A 17,203-nucleotide genomic window follows, 5' to 3' on the forward strand; every position below is an offset into this window, starting at 1 on the left:
GATTAAATGAAAGTAGGCTTATAAATATTGTGTGAATTGTGAAGGGTAAAATGGGGGGTAGGGCAGCAATGCAAAACGGCTGTCCTGCCGTTTAGTGATTCGCAAGCTCACCCCTTCGGGGCAGCGTTATCACAGGTGATGCCGCTGTCCAACCTGCAGAAGCAGGTTGTCGAACCCTGTCGAGGGTTCTCATCCATCCCTCGCCGTGCAACATGCGAAAAAAAGCCCGCATTTGCATGCGAGCTCTTCTTTAAATATGGCGGTGAGGGAGGGATATCACTCGCGCCGTCCATGGCGCTCGCCCTGCGGGTTGCCGGAGGCAATGCAAAACGGCTGTCCTGCCGTTTGTCGAACCCTGTCGAGGGTTCTCATCCGTCCCTCAAGGGGTTACGGGCAATAAAAAAGCCTGAACGTGAGTTCAGGCTCTCTTATCGAATATGGCGGTGAGGGAGGGATTCGAACCCTCGATACGTTGCCGTATACACACTTTCCAGGCGTGCTCCTTCAGCCACTCGGACACCTCACCATATTGTTGCCCCAGCGCTGCTGGAACGGGCGCTAATTTAGGGAAAATGGACTTCGCCGTCAATGCTAATTTCATGTTTTTGGTGCGTTTAGCCAAACTTCATCCAACTTGATTCTTAAACCACCACAAGATGCTGCTTTTTATTACTTTGGGGCTTGCATGGCGAGTCGATTCGCGCAAGCCTAAGAAAAAAAGGAGGCAGTATGGACATTATTTTTCATCACCCCACTTTTGACACCGAGTACTGGCTGAATCGTCTTCAGCAGGCTTTACCTGGCGCACGCGTTCGCCAGTGGAAGCAAGGGGACCAACAACCCGCGGATTACGCCCTTGTCTGGCATCCTCCGGTGGAAATGCTTAGCGGCCGTAAAGGGCTAAAAGGTGTATTTGCGCTGGGGGCGGGCGTAGACGCCATTCTCAGCAAACTTCAGGCTCATCCTGACATGCTGCCTGACGGCGTGCCGCTATTCCGCCTCGAAGATACCGGCATGGGGCTGCAAATGCAGGAATACGCGGTCAGCCAGGTGCTGCACTGGTTCCGCCGTTTTGACGATTACCAAAGACAAAAACTGCAGGGGCAATGGCAGCCGCTGGACGATTATCGCCGCGAGGACTTCACCATCGGGATCCTCGGCGCGGGCGTGCTGGGTGGGAAAGTGGCTGAAAGTCTTGTGGCCTGGGGCTTCCCGGTGCGCTGCTGGAGTCGCAGTAAGAAAGATTTCCCAGGTGTGGAAAGTTTTGCCGGGAGTGAAGCGCTGCCTGCCTTCTTAAGTGGCACCCGCGTGTTGATTAACCTGCTGCCTAATACGCCGCAAACGGTCGGCATTATCAATCGTGAGTTGCTGGGCCAACTGGCTAAAGAGGCCTACGTGATAAATCTTGCGCGCGGCGTTCATCTGGTCGAGGCCGATCTGTTGGCTGCACTGGATGCCGGACAGCTCAAGGGCGCAATGCTGGATGTCTTCTCTAAAGAGCCTCTGCCGGAAAATAGCCCCCTATGGGCGCATCCTCGCGTGGCGATTACGCCGCATGTTGCGGCGGTAACTCGCCCTGATGAGGCGATTAGCTATATTGCAAAAACGATCACTCAACTGGAAAACGGTGAAGCGGTCTCCGGTGAAGTGTCGCTGCAGCACGGCTATTAAGCATCAAGCCCGGCTTTGGCCGGGCTGATAACGTTCCAGAAGCAGGCTAAAAATTGTCATGGATTGCTGGTATCCTTAAGTCAAAATAGAAAAGGAGAAAGCCATGTATCCCGTTGACCTGCATATGCATACCGTTGCCAGCACCCACGCCTACAGTACCCTCCACGATTATATTGCCGTTGCTAAAGCCAAGGGCATCAAGCTATTTGCTATTACCGACCACGGCCCTGATATGGCGGATGCGCCGCATTACTGGCACTTTATTAATATGCGTATCTGGCCACGACTGGTCGATGGCGTCGGCATTTTGCGCGGTATTGAGTCGAACATTAAAAACACCGCCGGGGAAATCGACTGCACGGGCCCGATGCTGGACGCGCTGGATTTAATTATCGCGGGCTTCCATGAGCCTGTGTTCCCGCCAAAAGATAAAGCCACCCACACCGAAGCGATGATCGCGACGATGGCGAATGGCGACGTGCACATTATCAGCCACCCGGGGAATCCTAAGTTTGAGATTGATATCCCTGCTGTTGCGGCGGCGGCAGCGAAGTACAATGTCGCGCTGGAGTTGAACAACTCTTCGTTTACTCATTCGCGTATTGGCAGTGGCCCGAACTGCCGCGCCATTGCCGAAGCCGTGCGCGATGCCGGTGGCTGGCTGGCGTTAGGATCTGACTCCCACACCGCTTTTACGCTGGGTGACTTCACCGAATGCCGTAAAATCCTCGATGAAATTAATTTCCCGGAAGACAGGATCCTTAACGTTTCTCCGCAGCGCCTGCTGGGCTTCCTTGAAGCTCGTGGAATGGCGCCAATTGCTGAATTTGCCACACTGTAATTAACACCCGTAATGGATAAAGCCAGTCATGAATGAGTTTTCAATTATTTGCCGCGTACTCGGATCGCTTTTTTATCGCCAGCCGCAGGATCCCCTGCTGGTGCCTCTTTTTACGCTGATCCGTGAAGGGAAGCTGGCGGCAAGCTGGCCACTGGAACAGGATGAACTGCTGGGCCGACTGCAAAACAGCTGCGATCCACAGCTACTGGCGGCTGACTTTAATGCGCTGTTTGTCGGCGAAAAATGCAGCGTGCCACCATTCCGTTCCGCCTGGGAAGAGGGAAGTGATGAAGGAGAAGTGCGTCAGTTCCTGAAGCAGCGTGGCATGCCGCTGGGCGAGTCGCCGGCCGATCATTTCGGGACGCTATTACTGGCGGCCTCGTGGCTTGAAGATCAGTCTCAGGAAGATGAGTTTGAAGCGCAGGTGACTCTGTTTGATGACTATCTGATGCCGTGGTGTGGGACTTTCTTGGGCAAAGTTGAAGCCCATGCCACAACGCCATTCTACCGCACACTGGCGGCGATCAGCCGTGAGGCGCTGCAGGCCATGCGCGATGAGTTGCAGGAATCAGAGGAAGAATAATTGTGATTTGAATCACAATTAAAATGCAACACTGATTTCTGATTTACAAAAAATGTGCGCCAGATCGTAGTGGTTGACCCGGCCTCTGCTATGATACGGCGCCATGAAGACACTTATTCCATTAGCAATTACCACCGGTATTCTGTCCGGCCTTTGGGGCTGGGTGGCGGTGAGTCTCGGCCTGCTGGGCTGGGCCGGTTTCCTCGGCTGTACCGCCTATTTTGCCTGTCCGCAGGGCGGTATGAAGGGGCTTTTTATTTCCCTGTGTACGCTGTGCAGCGGCGTGCTGTGGGCGCTGGTGATTATTCACGGTAGCGCGCTGGCACCACAGGCTGAAATCCTGGGCTATATCATGACTGGCGTGGTGGCCTTCCTGATGTGTATTCAGGCTCGTCATATTTTACTGTCGTTTGTCCCGGGGACGTTTATCGGTGCCTGTGCAACTTTTGCCAACCAGGGCGAGTGGCACAACGTGGTGCCTTCACTGCTTTTAGGTCTGGTGTTTGGCTTTGCAATGAAAAACAGTGGGTTGTGGCTTGCAGCCCGGCGAGAAAAGCTAAAACCGAAGGCCAGTTCGTTGTTAAGCGAATAAAAAAACCAGCGAAAGCTGGTTTTTTTATTAACGGAGGTAGGGTCAGGAGGCAGGCGGCGTTGAGAGCTGCTTGTATTTCACCAGCACCGGATTATTAATATCGGCCGGGTTCTGCAGATCCCAGAGCCCCCGGTCGATACCGTCGTTGACCAGATAGATGACCCCGGTTTCAATGGCGGACATCAGGCACAGCATCACCGGTTCGTTGCTGGTATAGCCCACTTCACCCTCCAGCAGACGCTGATAATCAATAAACCGGAAGACGCCGGCCTGCACCTCGTATGACAGGATCGTTTTGCTGGTGTTGACTGACGACAGGACTTCGCCAGTACTGACGTCCACCACCCTTAGGTTAACGGCAATCTGATCGAGCTGGTATTGCGTATCTGCCCCAATGCCAAAATAGCGAGCACCCGCGCCACCCGACTTCACGTTGCTCTCATAACCAATGATCGACCCTTCGATCATCACATTGGCCGCCATCAGGGAATGCAGCGGGGCACGGTTATTATCCGCCACGGTGCCGTTTTCCTGTGCAGCGCGAATAATTTTGCGTTCATTAAGCAAGTTTTGCAGCCCCTGGCGTTCAAGCGGAATGAACCAGCGAGAATCTTTCAGTGCGGTGACCAGCATGGACGTTGCGCTTTGCGGCACAGCGGTAGAAAAGTTGCTGGCAGGGTAGGGCTTGAACTGGCCCGTTTCGTCCTGAATGTTATAGACCGAGACATAAAGCTTCCCTTTTGCTTCGGGCAAATGTGTGAGGTCGAGGTAGCTTTGCGCGCGCGGTAATAACGTGGGTTTGGCGGCCTCTTTTGGCGGAGCCGTTAAACAACCACTTAATAAGCACACCGCCACAATCAGAAGTAAGCGCTGCATAATGTTGATCCTTGCAGAGGTTTTATGATTTTAAGCCACTAAAAATTCGTGGAGTTTGCCTGCAGGCCGGAAACCTGAATGGTTGACGTTTTGCCGGTTTTTCGGTCGGTGACGTTGAGCTGAAGTTGCCCGTCGGTATTGGCAATATCAACGATGAAATCGTTGGTGACCATGCGCCCCGGTTTCCCGGTGTTAATATTGGTTAAGAGTCCACCCAGCACCTGTGACTGCAGAGCCTGGGTGAAATTATCCAGCGCGCTGGGCATTTGAACGCCGAGATCGCTGCTGTAGCTGGGGTCTTTATACGAATTTTGCGCCTGGGCTGAATTTAACAAATAGGCGCCGTTATTGGGGTTGCCGCCAAAATTAGGGTTAACAAACTGGAACACCATATTCCCGCCCCAGGCCAGCGGCGTAAATAGCAGCACGGGCAGTACGGCATGATAAATACGCATCATCGTCTCCTAGAATTCATCGTGGCTTAAATCGCTGGTACTCAATAATTGCTTATCGATCAGCCTGCGTTTAAGCGCCTCATCGGTATGGACCAGTGCAACGTCAACGTTTTTGTCGAAGTCGCGTTTTGTAGGGAAAAGAAATGCCTGATACACAACGTCCTGACCGGCGGTAATGGTTATCCAGCTCCCCCAGCGGGCGCTGGGGCGTTCGTTGATGGTTAAATTGCCGGTATAATTGCTTTCCCATTTATCGCTGAAAGCGCGGTAGAAACTGTGGCCCACCGAAGTGACGGTGTGGTCCGTCAACAGTCCGGGGATCTCTACTTCTTCGGCGTGAACGCTACTTATTGCGTACCAGCAGGCCGTCAGAACAAAAATGGCTGAGCGTTTCATGGGGCTATCGCCGAAGGTTATCGTTGGCCCAGGAAACCGCCTGAGTGCGGTTTTTGACCGCTATCTTTCTGAACAGGTTATACAGATGTGTTTTGACCGTGTTCTCACTGATAAACAGCGAGCGGGCGATCTCAACGTTGGAGGAGCCTACGCGCAGCTTGTTCAAAATTTCCTTTTCGCGCTGCGTTAAGCGTGAGGACTCAGCGCTATTAAAACGATAATTCCCGGAATGGCTGATGAGGTAGCTGGCAAGCTTCTGAGAAAAGTAGCATTCCCCTTCCAAAACCCCGCGCAGCCCCTCAACGACTTTGGGTTCTTCAGTCGCAAAATAAAATACGCCGTTGATATGTGGCCAGTTCTCGATCTCTCTGAAGGGATATTCTTCCGGCGTGTTGAGCAACAATAATTTGATCTGACTGTTCTTACGGCTGAATTTTTCCTGCCAAAAAAGAATGGTCTTTTTGTCTGTTTCCGCCATATCAAATAAAATCAGAGCATTACTGGCGAAGTCATCCAGTGGACGCTGAATGTTGTGAACCCGCCCATTTATTTCCAACGAAGCGCGTAAATGCTGTAATAAAGCGGAAGCCTGAAGAGAGGGTTTTGTAATTAACAATAACGTAGGACCCTGAAGGGCATGGACTTCATTATACATGATGAAACTCCACCTGGTTTTGTCGCTACCGTTTGAATTAATGGAAATTAATTCTCTCTGAGATGTCGAGATTCGCGACAGCGCTGTGTGTTAAATATTTTTAATCGCCGAAATAATCATTTTCGGTCGCAAGAAGATTTTTTACGAAAGAGTTGCTATCTGTTTTCAATTTAGCGATTCGATATATTAAAGCAAGTGTTAACTATGTAACTAAATGTTACTGTAGATATTAAAATGTTTCTTAGAGATCTTTATACTATTTAGATTTAAGGTGAAAGTTGTACTTTTTGAATTGTGTGTATAGTCATTATTTTTTCGTTTAAGAGGTTAACGAATTGTATTTAATGGTATTTTTTAATATTCTTTAATTTTTATAACATCATTCATATTTTTAAAAACAGTGTTCCATCTTTTTAGCCGCTCCGCTTAAGAAAACTGTGTCTGATGACAAGGCTTTTACGTAAACTTGCTAAGCATCGCCTGAGTTGTGCTAAGTCAGTGACATGAAAGGTGGCTTTAAATAAGGGTGCTAATGATTATCCGATCCCTGGATTAGGTAGTTGCAATGAGGAATTTGGTTTATTTTATTCCGTGTTAATACTTTGGTGTGAATTTGATAATGCAAAATACCACCCATGCATGAGATATTTAAAATGCCTGCCGTAACATACTCATTTCCGTAACGGAGCAATAACAAATTACGGTTGGTTCGTTATGCGTAATGATTGAGTTGCGCGTCATAATGTTCCGGCTTTATTAGGTTCAGGGTGACAAATGAAAATACATTGGGTTTTAACGATGTTGTTTATGGGATTCTCTCATTACTGCCTGGCGCAGGCTAACGATCTTGCCATCTCCGAATACAATTTTGCTGTTAATGAATTGAGCAACCCTCAATTTAATCAAACAGCGATTGTTGGCCAGTACGGCAGCAATAATAATGCGGCGGTGACTCAGCGAGGTCAGCGGCAATTATCTGAGATAGCACAGAGCGGTTCGGGTAACCGGGCAAACATCGATCAATCAGGTAGTTATAACCTTGCTTATATCTCGCAAGAGGGCGTCGCCAACGATGCGAGTATAAAACAGGATTCATTTGGTAATGCGGCGCTGATTATTCAGCGAGGTGCTGGTAACAAAGCAAACATTACCCAATACGGTACCCAGAAGTCAGCAGTTGTTGTGCAAAACCAGTCACAAATGGCGGTTCGCATTATTCAGCGATAAGCAAAACATTTGGGCTGAAACTATCAATCCGATGGGGGTTTTAGTATGAATCTTTTCAAAGTGGCAGCATTAGCAGCATTGGTGGTTTCCGCAGGTGCAATGGCGACCTATCCGCAACAGGCTCAGCACTCGACCTTGAAAATATATCAGCAAGGTAACGGAAATAATGCCACGGCACTGCAGTCGAATGCTTTCTATTCGAAGACTGAAATTAAACAGTTGGGTACCGTTAATGGTGCAAAAGTGGGCCAGGGCTCGGACAGCAGCGATATTAAATTGCTGCAGGATGGCTACGGTAACAATGCCACTCTGAGCCAGTGGAACGGTAAAAACGCACAGATTGATGTTCAGCAATTCGGGACCAACAACGGGGCAGTGGTTAACCAGACGGCATCAAGCTCTCTGGTGTCTGTCACCCAGTTCGGCAACGGCAACCACGCCACGGCTTCTCAGTACTAAAGCGACCTGGTTATCGCGAAAACAGGGCCCCGGGCCCTGTTTTTCTTTGGAGGTTGTATGCATACCCTGGTATTGCTTGCCGCGCTCTCGAGTCAGTTGACCTTTAATACCCGACAGCAGGAAAATATCTACACGATAACGCCTGTCGCCACGCTGGCGGCGGATTGCCAATGCACCATGACGCTGGTGGCAAACAAAACCGGCCCGTCGGGGCAAAGCTCCAGCCACCAAAGCAGTGAGCTGTTTATAAAGGCGCATCAGGCGGTTGATTTGTCGCAGCTAAGTTTAAATATTGATCCCGGCGATAATGTTACGGTCACTGTCACATTGAGTGACGGCAAAGCCTTTCACCTTCAGCAGCAATGGCAAAAACCGGGGAAGCCTTGACGAAAAACAAATATATGTGACAGCGGTATTGCAAGAACAAAAAACATCGATCACTGTTTAATTATCTTTGATTTTCTGCCGATAACCTTCAGGGACGACAGCAATCGAGGAGTAATAAACGTGAAAGCAAGTTTGAAGCAGTATTTGCTTTGTCTGGCACTGGGCATTGTGGTTTCACCGCTTTCTCAGGCCGCATCCTCTGGCATTATTCATTTTCGAGGTGAAATAGTCGAAGGCGGCTGTCAGTGGACACCTGCCAGCACCAATATCGCCATGACCTGCACCGAAAAAGGCAAACCCGTCACTCAGACCGTTGCCCTCAGCGCCCTGGATGGCGTAACCCTTCATAATGACAGTACGATGCAAACCCGTGTGCAATACCTCGACCCGCAGCGCAAAACAGCCGTGCTGTACGTTACTTATCAATAACTTTACGGCCCGTATAAAACGGGCCGCGTATTTTTGGTTTCAGGCCATCAGGCAGAGTAAACTAATGCGGAACGATTTAGGTTGAACGTATAGGGTTACTGCTGTGATAAAAAGCGTGTTTCTTTGTCTTCTGCTGGCGGCACAGGTGGCCGGGGCAGTGACGCTGGATGACATTCAGAAGCGATTTGCTGCTGTCCCGGTTATGCGGGCGCAGTTTGAGCAGGAGCGCCAGATAAAAGGTATGGCGCAGCCGCTGCATTCCAGCGGACGGGTTCTGGTCACGAAGCATAAAGGGCTGTGGTGGCAGCAGCGTCAGCCCTTCCCGATGAAGCTGATTGTCGGGGGCAATCGGATGGTTCAGGTGATGGGCAACCAGCCGCCTCAGACCATCACCGCAGAAAGTAACCCGCAAATGTTTCAGTTCAACCAACTGTTGCGCAGGCTGTTTTATATCGATCGAAAAACGCTCGAGAAAGACTTCATCAGCGAATTTTCCGACCTTGGGCAAGGGAAATGGCGGCTGGTATTGCTTCCCTTCGATGAAACCCTTAGCGGCGTGTTCCACTCCATTACGCTGTCTGGCGAGAAGTCACTGGAGCGCGTCGAGTTTCGCGATGCTGAAGAGGGCTCGACGGAGATAATCTTTAGCCATTACCAGCCAGAACCTCGTAAGCTTACCCCGGAAGAGCGCCAGCGCTTTGTCTTCTAATGAAAATTACCGACTGGCCGTAGGGCGAGTAGGGGCTCTTTGCGATTCACAATTCGTGAAACGCTGGCTCTCGGGTGAACTGATAGCGACGGCACCACAGGGGGCGCGGCGCTCGGTGTGGCTTGCCGGACGAGTGCTTTTAGCGCAGTTACTGGATAACGGCCCCTTACCGCCGCTGCAGAATGGTCCTCACGGTAAGCCCTGGCATCCGCAGTTGCCCGAGTTCAACATTTCTAATAGTGCAGACGTCGTTGCGGTACTGACAGGTCATAACTCCGTTGGCTGTGATATGGAGCTACTTCGCCCCCGCAGGCGCTGGCAGGCGGTGGCGAAGCACAGTTTTTCCCCGGCGCTTAATGACTGGTTGGAGGGGCTACCCGAAGCTCAGCAACTGACGGCATTCTGGCGTTTGTGGACGGCCCATGAAGCGGTCATAAAGCAGCGGGGCGGAACGGTCTGGCAAATACCGGAACTGTCACTCCCGCTGGAAACGCTTTGCCCTCCGAACCTCTATTTGCAGCATATTACCTGCGAAGAATGGTTGATTGCCTGCTGCGGGTCCGAAGCGTTTGCGCCTGATTTTTCAGTAGAGCAGTCGATGGTTATTGGCTGAGTTTTTGATTGCGTTGCCGGAGAGCAACGGCATAATGTGTAAAACTTAATTAGAACGATAACTATTGCTATTTATATGGATGTTTCTCTCAGCCGTCGACGCCTGCTGGCGTTTGCTTCTCTGCTGCCTCTGTCGGCAGCGCTTCCCTGCCAGGCCGAAGCGCGCCGCTTTGATTCGGGGCGTATTATTGCCCTGGAATGGCGTCCGGTCGAAATGCTGCTGGCGCTCGGGATCGTGCCGATGGCCATTGCCGATAAGCGTAATTATCACCGCTGGGTAGGGGAGCCAAAACTGCCTGATACCGTCATCGATGTTGGACTGCGAAATGAGCCCAACCGAGAGCTGATGCAGCGTCTCAATCCTTCTCTCTTTTTGATCTCCAAAGGCTTCGGTCCGGCGGAGTCAGATTTAACATCTATCGCGCCTTGCTGGTCCACGGCCTTTAATGACGCTTCTGGCCGCCCGCTGGCGCTGCTGGAAAAAGATCTTCTGAGACTTGGGCAGTTTTTAGGGCGGGAGCAGCAGGCGGTGGAACATCTGGCCCATTTTCATCAGCAAATTGCCGCCACCCGTGCAACGCTGCCGGGCAATTCGAACCCGCTGGTGATGTTTTCATTTCTGGATAGCCGTCGGGTGATGATTTTTGGTCGCAACAGTTTGTTCAATGACCTTCTGGAGCGGCTAGGGATGCGTAACGCCTGGGACGGGAAAACCAATGCCTGGGGTAGCGCCATAGTGGGAATTGAAACCCTCGTCAGGCTGGAAAATGTCACGGCTATTTGCTTTATGCACGGCGATGACGATCCGGTCAAAACGGTGGCGAAATCCGCGCTATGGCAGGTCATGCCTTTCGTGCGTGATGGCCAGCTGCACCTGCTGCCCGCGGTATGGTTTTACGGCGGGAGTTTTTCGGCGCTGCGTTTTTGCCAGCTTCTGCCGGAGGCTCTATGCGCATAATCCTGCTGCTACTCTGTGCCTTCACGCTGTTTTTGACCGGCTATAACTTCCAGCAAATGCTGCCCGCCGATCTCTGGTGGAGAGCGATAACGCTGCCTCAAGTTACCGATGTTTCGCAGATGCTGTTTCACTACAGCCTGCTGCCGCGAACCACGCTTGCGCTGCTTACCGGCGCCGGTCTGGCGCTGGCCGGTTGTCTGTTTCAGCATATTCTGCGCAACCCTCTGGCCGAACCTGCCACCCTTGGCGTTGCGGCCGGGGCGCAGCTGGGGCTGACGCTTGCAACGCTGTTTTTGGCGGGAGCGGGGGAAACCGGCAAACAGCTTGCGGCGCTGGCAGGTGCCATGGCCGTAGGCAGTATTGTGCTCGGGGCTGCCTGGGGGAAACGTATGTCGCCGGTTACGCTGATCCTTGCCGGACTTGTGCTGGGACTGTATTGCGGGGCAGTGAAAAGTTTCCTTGTACTGTTCAACCATGAACGCCTGCAAAACCTGTTTATCTGGAGCAGCGGGATGCTGAACCAGTACGACTGGGCTGGCGTGGAGTTTCTCTGGCCAAGGCTGCTGGCCGTGCTGGTGCTCATCGTCTTGATGATTCGCCCGCTGGGCATGCTGGCCCTGGATGACACCGTATTACGTGGGCTGGGGATGAAGCTGGCCTTAGTGCGAGTGGGCGGTCTATTTTTGGCGCTGCTGTTGAGTTCGATGCTGGTCAGCGTGGTGGGGGTGATCGGGTTTATTGGCCTGTTTGCTCCGGTCCTGGCCGGGATGTTTGGCGTAAGGCGCCTGTTGCCCAAGCTTTTGGCTTCGATGGCGACAGGGGCATTGTTGCTGTTACTGAGCGATCAACTGGTTATTTGGGTGGGAAGCTATTGGCAAGAGTTGCCAACCGGCGCCGTGACGGCGCTGGTGGGGGCACCGTTAATGCTGTGGTTGTTGCCTCGGTTGCGCCATCAGCGTCTGGCGGCTTCTGATGATACTAGTACGGTTGCGGAACGCAGACTGTCTCTCGTTACTGTATTACTGATTACTGCGGGGTTGGCGCTGGTGGCTTTAATGACGCTAGGCGTTGGGCGGGAAAGCTCAGGCTGGTTTATCGGTATACAAGAAATGTGGCAGTGGCGCTGGCCGAGAGTGCTGTCGGCGCTTGCCGCAGGTGCAATGCTCGCGGCGGCGGGTACGCTGGTGCAAAAAATGACCGGCAATCCGATGGCCAGCCCTGAGGTGCTGGGCGTGAGTTCCGGCGCGGCCTGCGCCATCGTGTTATTGATATTTCTCGTCCCCGGCGACGTCAGCGCCTGGCAACTGCCAGCAGGCTTTGCCGGTGCGGCACTCACGCTGCTGGCGATGCTCGTTTTAGCCCGCACCGGGCTTGCGCCAGGAAGGCTGTTACTGACCGGTGTGGCGCTAAGTACCGTCTTTGCCACGCTGCTCACGCTTTATCTGGCAAGCGGCGATCCGCGCAGCGGTTCGGTCCTGACGTGGTTATCGGGCTCCACCTGGAAAGTGACCGGGCAGCAGGCACTGGTGAGCGGGGGGATGGCGCTGGCGCTGATTGGGCTTACGCCATTGGTACGTCGCTGGCTCGCAATACTGCCGTTGGGCGGTGAATCTGCTCAGGCGCTGGGCGTAGCCCTGAGCCGATCGCGCATCAGTATTCTGGTGCTGGCTGCCGGGTTAGTCGCTGCAGCAACGCTCTGCGTGGGGCCGCTAAGTTTTGTTGGTTTGATGGCACCCCACATGGCGAGAATGCTCGGCTTCCGCCGTGCGATGCCTCAGCTTCTTGTGGCGATAGCTATTGGGGCCGGACTGATGCTTTTGGCCGACTGGCTGGGCCGAAGCCTTATCTTCCCGTTCCAGATCCCGGCGGGATTGTTAGCCACGTTGTGTGGTGCGCCGTACTTTATCTGGCTATTACGCAAAGCGTGATGAGTAATTAAAGCAGGCTCGTTCCGGGCGCGCCTGCTGTTTGAATTCTCATCTATTTACCTGAGTCAGGCGAACGACTCCCAGGCATTTTTCTTGCAATTTTTAATCACAAAACGATAATCACGATCAAAATCATAATCGTTCTCATTAATTGTTTTTATTTTACCAGGAAATTTCAATGCCTCACCAACCCTCTTGTCAGACCGGGTTTAAACCGCGCCTGATCGCCGCGTTGATCGCTGCCGCTTGCCTGCCTGTTGCCGCTGCCCCACAGGAAAATCCTCAGCCAAAACCTTCGGCCAAAGAAGAAACTATTACCGTCACGGCGACCCCGGATACAGAGTTCCGCGAGGGCGGCAACGAGCTGGTGCCTGCTTACCTGGACGGGCAGGTGGCCAATGGCGGCCGGCTGGGTATGCTCGGTGAGCAGGATGCACACAACGTGCCGTTCAACATCATCGGCTATACCTCAAAAATGATCGAGGATAAGCAGGCCAATACCATCAGCGACATTATCCGCAATGACGCGACTATTCAGCCCGTGCGCAGCTACGGCAACTTCGGCGAATCCTATCGCGTGCGCGGTTTTCTGTTAGACGGGGATGATATTTCTTACGGCGGCCTGTATGGCGTATTGCCGCGGCAGATCACCAGCACAGCTATTGCCGAGCGTGTCGAGGTGATTAAAGGCTCAACGGCCTTCCTGAATGGCGTGCCCCCAGGTGGTTCTGGCGTCGGTGGGGCCATCAATATAGAGCCCAAGCGTGCAGGAAGTGAACCACATACCCAACTTGGCGTCGACTACACCGGGCGGTCACAGGTTGGCGGTTCCCTGGATACCGGCCGCAGGTTTGGGGATGACGACCAGTTTGGCGCTCGCGTTAACCTGCTGCATCGTGAAGGCGAGAGTGATGTTCGCGGACAGAAGAACAGAACGTCGCTGGCAAGCGTTGGGCTGGATTACAAAGGCGACAGGCTGCGGACCTCGTTCGACGGCGGCTATCAGAAAATGACGGTACATAATGGCCGCATCGGGGTGGGGGTTGGAGCCATCACGCAGATGCCTGATGTACCGGATAACCGCACAAACTACGGGCAGCCATGGGTTTATTCAGATATGAGCTCTCGCTTTGCCGCGCTGCACAGTGAGTATGATGTGGCGAGCAGTTGGACGCTTTATGGCGCGCTGGGCACCAGCGAAACCGACGAACGCGGTAATTACAGCGTACCTAAGTTTGTTGATAACAATGGCAATACCAGCCAGACTCGTCTGTCTACGCGATACATCGCCGATGTTTTCTCCGGCATGGGCGGCGTGCGGGGGAAATTTGATACCGGCTTTATCGGCCACAGCGTCAACCTTGGCTATTCTGGCGTTTACCGTAAAACCCGCGCGGCCTACACCATGTCATCCAGTAAAACTGCCGTCGGAAATAATATCTACGATCCATCTTATCTCGATCTCAGCCGTTTCCCGACGGTCGCTTCCGGCAGCAACATGGACGATCCAACCCAGCGGAGCCGCACGATAACAAGCGGTGTTTCGCTGTCTGATACGCTCTCCGCGCTGGACGATAAAGTCTTGTTGACTGTCGGCGCTCGCCGCCAGGACGTGCGGGTTCGTAACTATAGCTATACCGGTGTGGAAGATCCTAAAACACGCTTTGATGCTTTCAAGGTTACGCCGGTTTATGGTCTGGTGGTGAAGCCGTGGGAGCCGGTTTCTTTCTATGCGAACCACATTGAAGCGCTGCAGCCGGGGCCTACGGCAACGTCCAAGGCCACCAATGCCGGAAACGTGGTTGGCGTTGTGCAGTCGAAGCAGAACGAAGTGGGCATGAAGGTGGACTTCGGCCGCGTGGGCGGCAGCCTGGCGCTGTTTGAGATCAAAAAGCCGGTGGGGATGCTCGACAGCAACAATTTGTACGGCCTGTATGGCGAACAGCGCAGCCGCGGCATGGAACTGAACGTCTTTGGTGAGCCAGTGTACGGTGTGCGTCTGTTGGGCAGCGCCCTGTGGCTTCAGCCAGAGATGGTGAAGACTAACGGCGGGACAAACGACGGCAAGGACGCGATCGGCGTTCCACGTTACTCCTGGTCCGTGGGCGGCGAGTGGGATCTGCCGTGGGTGCAGAATCTGACTGCGACGGGAACGCTGATCCGCACCGGGTCACAATACGCTAACGTCGACAACAGCGTTAAGCTGAACGGCTGGACTCGCCTCGATCTCGGCGTGCGCTACAGCATGAAGGTTAACGAGCAGACGCTGACCTGGCGCGCCAACGTCGAAAACGTCACTAATGAGAAATACTGGGCCTCTGTCGACGACAGCGGGGCGTATATTACGCAAAGCGACCCACGCACGCTGAAACTTTCCATGACTGTTGATTTCTAATCCAATAACAAATGCCCCGTGAAGGCGGGGTTTTTTGTGGCTGATATCCGGACATTTTCAAAAGTTGAAATGTCCGGAAACGATAATAGTCATGTACGCGCCCCGTCTGACGAGAATAGACTACGGCAAAGTACAGTTGGAGAATGGTTAATGAGTGAACGCATACAGGTTGTCCAGGGCGACATCACGCAGATTGAGGTCGATGTGATAGTCAACGCGGCAAACCCTTCGCTAATGGGCGGTGGGGGAGTGGATGGAGCGATTCATCGCGCCGCCGGCCCTGCGCTATTGGAAGCCTGTAAAGCGGTACGCCAGCTGCAGGGCGAATGTGCCCCGGGCCAGGCGGTGATCACCGAGGCCGGGAACATTCCGGTAAAAGCTGTGATTCACGCCGTGGGGCCGGTCTGGCACGGCGGCGAGCAGAACGAAGCCGAGCTTTTGGAACTGGCCTACCGCAACAGTCTGGATTTAGCTGCCGCTAACGGCTACCGATCAATTGCTTTTCCGGCAATCAGCACCGGTGTGTATGGTTTTCCAAAAGCGCAGGCCGCGCGCATAGCGTGGGATGTCGCTTACAAATACATTGGTATACGCCCGCTGCCGGAGCGCGTGGTATTTGTCTGCTTTGATGATGAGAACACGCAGATTTATCAGCAGATTGCGGCTGAGTGTCATAAATAAATCACGACATTTTCATAAAAAATCCATCTGCGGCGGCTATGATTCCTGGCGCAGAGGTAGCAAAGGCCGGTGTTTATACCCGGCCTTTCGTGTGTTATCCCGCAAATGATTGTGGCGAAGACGTCTTCTCCTTCGGTTTGCCTGAAAACAGGAAACGAAGCAGGGGAATACGCAGGTGCAGCTCGTAAAGCAGCAGCGCAATGCCGACGACAAAGACCAGTCCGCTGAAGAAGCCTAAAATATTGGACGTGATGTGCGGCGTGATAAACGCGCCGAAGAACAGCGTGAGCGGATGGTGTACCAGATAAATAAACAGCGATGCATTAACGAAATAGGTCACTCGCGCGGATTTAAAGTTTAGCATTTTATAACCCAGCGAAAACACGACGTTGACCATCCATAGCCCCATCAGCATGGTGATCACGCTTTCTGTTTCGTACATCCAGGCATCGCCGCTGCCGTAGCGCTGGTTTAATAAATAGGCGGCAAACGCAAAGACCGCGCCCACCTGGCTCCAGCGTGAAGGGGTGGTGAACAGGATTTTCAGCGACTCGCGCTTGAACGTCAGCGCGCCAAGCATAAAGAATGGCAGATAAAACAGCGTTTGCATTACCACAAAATTAAACAGCCCGTCGCTTAATAACGGCGCGTGGATAATAAAAATAGTCCGGCGAATTGCGGCATATAAAATACCGAAGCCGAGAAATAAAAGTGAGAGTTTTCCCAGGGTGATTGGTGAATTATTATTCTGTTCGTTTCTAATTATAAAATTATTAATTTTTTGAAACAAAACCATGCCCAGGGTCGTTAATATCACCAGCACCAGTAAAAACCACAGGTGAGAGACAAGTTCCCACACCAGCGTATTGTATTTTTGATAGCCGGTGAGCGTATGCCACAGGCCAGCTTTATCGTTGATGTACTGCAGCATCATGAACTGAGGCAGCGTCAGCAGTGGTATCGCGGTGAGCATCGGGATGCCGACCCGCTCTACGCGCACGGTCCACCAGCGTTTCAGCGGGTAGCGTAGAAATAACATGTAGGAAAAATAGCCAGAAATAACGAAGAAAACCTGCATACGAAACGCGTGAATAAAGTCATTAAATAGCGTCAGGCTTGCAGAAGGCATCGCGCTATTCACATGCCAATGATGGCTCGAATAGATGAGCGATATGTGGAACGGGATGCCCAATAGCATCAACCATGCCCGGATAGAATCCAGGAAAAACTCACGTTGTTGCGGTGCTTTACTCATAGTACTCCAGACATTTTCAGACTATTCGTCTTATCCTTAAGACCCTATCCCATCAGGCTAAAAGTCCAGTTCAGTCTACATATTCGTGGCAACC

19 protein-coding genes and 1 tRNA gene are annotated in these 17,203 nt (G+C 52.6%); 14 read left to right on the forward strand and 6 right to left on the reverse strand.

The window, feature by feature from the left end; genetic code table 11:
• Window positions 1-438 precede the first annotated feature (438 nt).
• Window positions 439-526: transfer RNA gene (locus LH23_RS13160), tRNA-Ser, on the reverse strand.
• Between the two features lie 203 nt (window positions 527-729).
• Here LH23_RS13160 and ghrA point away from each other — a divergent pair.
• From ghrA to LH23_RS13180, 4 genes are all read left to right on the forward strand, one after another.
• On the forward strand, window positions 730-1,671 hold the full coding sequence (gene ghrA / locus LH23_RS13165) for a glyoxylate/hydroxypyruvate reductase GhrA (RefSeq protein ID WP_039291738.1): 942 nt from the start codon (window positions 730-732) through the stop codon (window positions 1,669-1,671).
• 103 nt (window positions 1,672-1,774) lie between these two features.
• Window positions 1,775-2,512, forward strand: coding sequence for a phosphatase (locus LH23_RS13170; protein ID WP_039291741.1), 738 nt, complete (start codon window positions 1,775-1,777; stop codon window positions 2,510-2,512).
• A gap of 28 nt (window positions 2,513-2,540) precedes the next feature.
• Entirely contained in the window at window positions 2,541-3,095 is a 555-nt protein-coding gene (locus LH23_RS13175; protein ID WP_039291744.1) for a TorD/DmsD family molecular chaperone, read from the forward strand.
• Window positions 3,096-3,198: 103 nt separating this feature from the next.
• A complete protein-coding gene (locus tag LH23_RS13180) occupies window positions 3,199-3,687 on the forward strand; it encodes a DUF1097 domain-containing protein (RefSeq protein WP_039291747.1) in 489 nt (162 codons plus the stop codon).
• 42 nt (window positions 3,688-3,729) lie between these two features.
• On the opposite strand, the gene csgG is transcribed toward LH23_RS13180, so the two are convergent.
• The 4 genes from csgG to csgD are packed head-to-tail and all read right to left on the reverse strand — an operon-like array spanning window position 3,730 to window position 6,069.
• The gene (csgG, locus tag LH23_RS13185) at window positions 3,730-4,563 is read right to left on the reverse strand and encodes a curli production assembly/transport protein CsgG (RefSeq protein WP_039291750.1); all 834 of its coding nucleotides are present in this window, start codon (window positions 4,561-4,563) and stop codon (window positions 3,730-3,732) included.
• 38 nt (window positions 4,564-4,601) lie between these two features.
• Complete coding sequence (gene csgF / locus LH23_RS13190; protein ID WP_039291752.1) at window positions 4,602-5,018, reverse strand: curli production assembly/transport protein CsgF; 417 nt, start codon at window positions 5,016-5,018, stop codon at window positions 4,602-4,604.
• Window positions 5,019-5,027: 9 nt separating this feature from the next.
• Complete coding sequence (gene csgE / locus LH23_RS13195; protein ID WP_039291755.1) at window positions 5,028-5,414, reverse strand: curli production assembly/transport protein CsgE; 387 nt, start codon at window positions 5,412-5,414, stop codon at window positions 5,028-5,030.
• A gap of 4 nt (window positions 5,415-5,418) precedes the next feature.
• Entirely contained in the window at window positions 5,419-6,069 is a 651-nt protein-coding gene (gene csgD, locus LH23_RS13200) for a biofilm master transcriptional regulator CsgD (protein WP_039291758.1), read from the reverse strand.
• 774 nt (window positions 6,070-6,843) lie between these two features.
• Between csgD and csgB the strand changes: the two genes are divergently transcribed.
• From csgB to ymdB, 10 genes are all read left to right on the forward strand, one after another.
• A complete protein-coding gene (gene csgB / locus LH23_RS13205; RefSeq protein ID WP_039291761.1) occupies window positions 6,844-7,296 on the forward strand; it encodes a curli minor subunit CsgB in 453 nt (150 codons plus the stop codon).
• Between the two features lie 45 nt (window positions 7,297-7,341).
• On the forward strand, window positions 7,342-7,755 hold the full coding sequence (csgA, locus tag LH23_RS13210; protein WP_039291764.1) for a curli major subunit CsgA: 414 nt from the start codon (window positions 7,342-7,344) through the stop codon (window positions 7,753-7,755).
• A 57-nt stretch (window positions 7,756-7,812) separates the two neighbouring features.
• A complete protein-coding gene (gene csgC / locus LH23_RS13215) occupies window positions 7,813-8,142 on the forward strand; it encodes a curli assembly chaperone CsgC (RefSeq protein WP_039291766.1) in 330 nt (109 codons plus the stop codon).
• 120 nt (window positions 8,143-8,262) lie between these two features.
• Entirely contained in the window at window positions 8,263-8,571 is a 309-nt protein-coding gene (locus LH23_RS13220) for a hypothetical protein (protein WP_039291768.1), read from the forward strand.
• Between the two features lie 103 nt (window positions 8,572-8,674).
• Complete coding sequence (locus tag LH23_RS13225; RefSeq protein WP_052050221.1) at window positions 8,675-9,280, forward strand: outer membrane lipoprotein carrier protein LolA; 606 nt, start codon at window positions 8,675-8,677, stop codon at window positions 9,278-9,280.
• Between the two features lie 55 nt (window positions 9,281-9,335).
• Entirely contained in the window at window positions 9,336-9,893 is a 558-nt protein-coding gene (locus LH23_RS13230) for a 4'-phosphopantetheinyl transferase superfamily protein (RefSeq protein WP_156108035.1), read from the forward strand.
• 75 nt (window positions 9,894-9,968) lie between these two features.
• The gene (fhuD, locus tag LH23_RS13235) at window positions 9,969-10,850 is read left to right on the forward strand and encodes a Fe(3+)-hydroxamate ABC transporter substrate-binding protein FhuD (RefSeq protein WP_039291771.1); all 882 of its coding nucleotides are present in this window, start codon (window positions 9,969-9,971) and stop codon (window positions 10,848-10,850) included.
• On the forward strand, window positions 10,841-12,778 hold the full coding sequence (gene fhuB / locus LH23_RS13240) for a Fe(3+)-hydroxamate ABC transporter permease FhuB (protein WP_052050226.1): 1,938 nt from the start codon (window positions 10,841-10,843) through the stop codon (window positions 12,776-12,778). The genes fhuD and fhuB overlap by 10 nt, the downstream gene beginning before the upstream one ends.
• 178 nt (window positions 12,779-12,956) lie before the next feature.
• Window positions 12,957-15,173, forward strand: coding sequence for a TonB-dependent receptor (locus LH23_RS13245; protein ID WP_039291778.1), 2,217 nt, complete (start codon window positions 12,957-12,959; stop codon window positions 15,171-15,173).
• Between the two features lie 150 nt (window positions 15,174-15,323).
• Window positions 15,324-15,854 (forward strand): O-acetyl-ADP-ribose deacetylase, encoded by a 531-nt coding sequence (gene ymdB, locus LH23_RS13250; protein WP_039291781.1) that lies wholly within the window; start codon window positions 15,324-15,326, stop codon window positions 15,852-15,854.
• Window positions 15,855-15,948: 94 nt separating this feature from the next.
• On the opposite strand, the gene mdoC is transcribed toward ymdB, so the two are convergent.
• Window positions 15,949-17,109, reverse strand: a complete 1,161-nt coding sequence (mdoC, locus tag LH23_RS13255) for a glucans biosynthesis protein MdoC (RefSeq protein WP_039291784.1) — start codon at window positions 17,107-17,109, stop codon at window positions 15,949-15,951.
• Window positions 17,110-17,203: the final 94 nt, after the last annotated feature.

It is taken from the genome of Cedecea neteri, from assembly GCF_000758305.1.
In the GTDB taxonomy this organism is placed as follows: Bacteria; Pseudomonadota; Gammaproteobacteria; order Enterobacterales; family Enterobacteriaceae; genus Cedecea; species Cedecea neteri_C.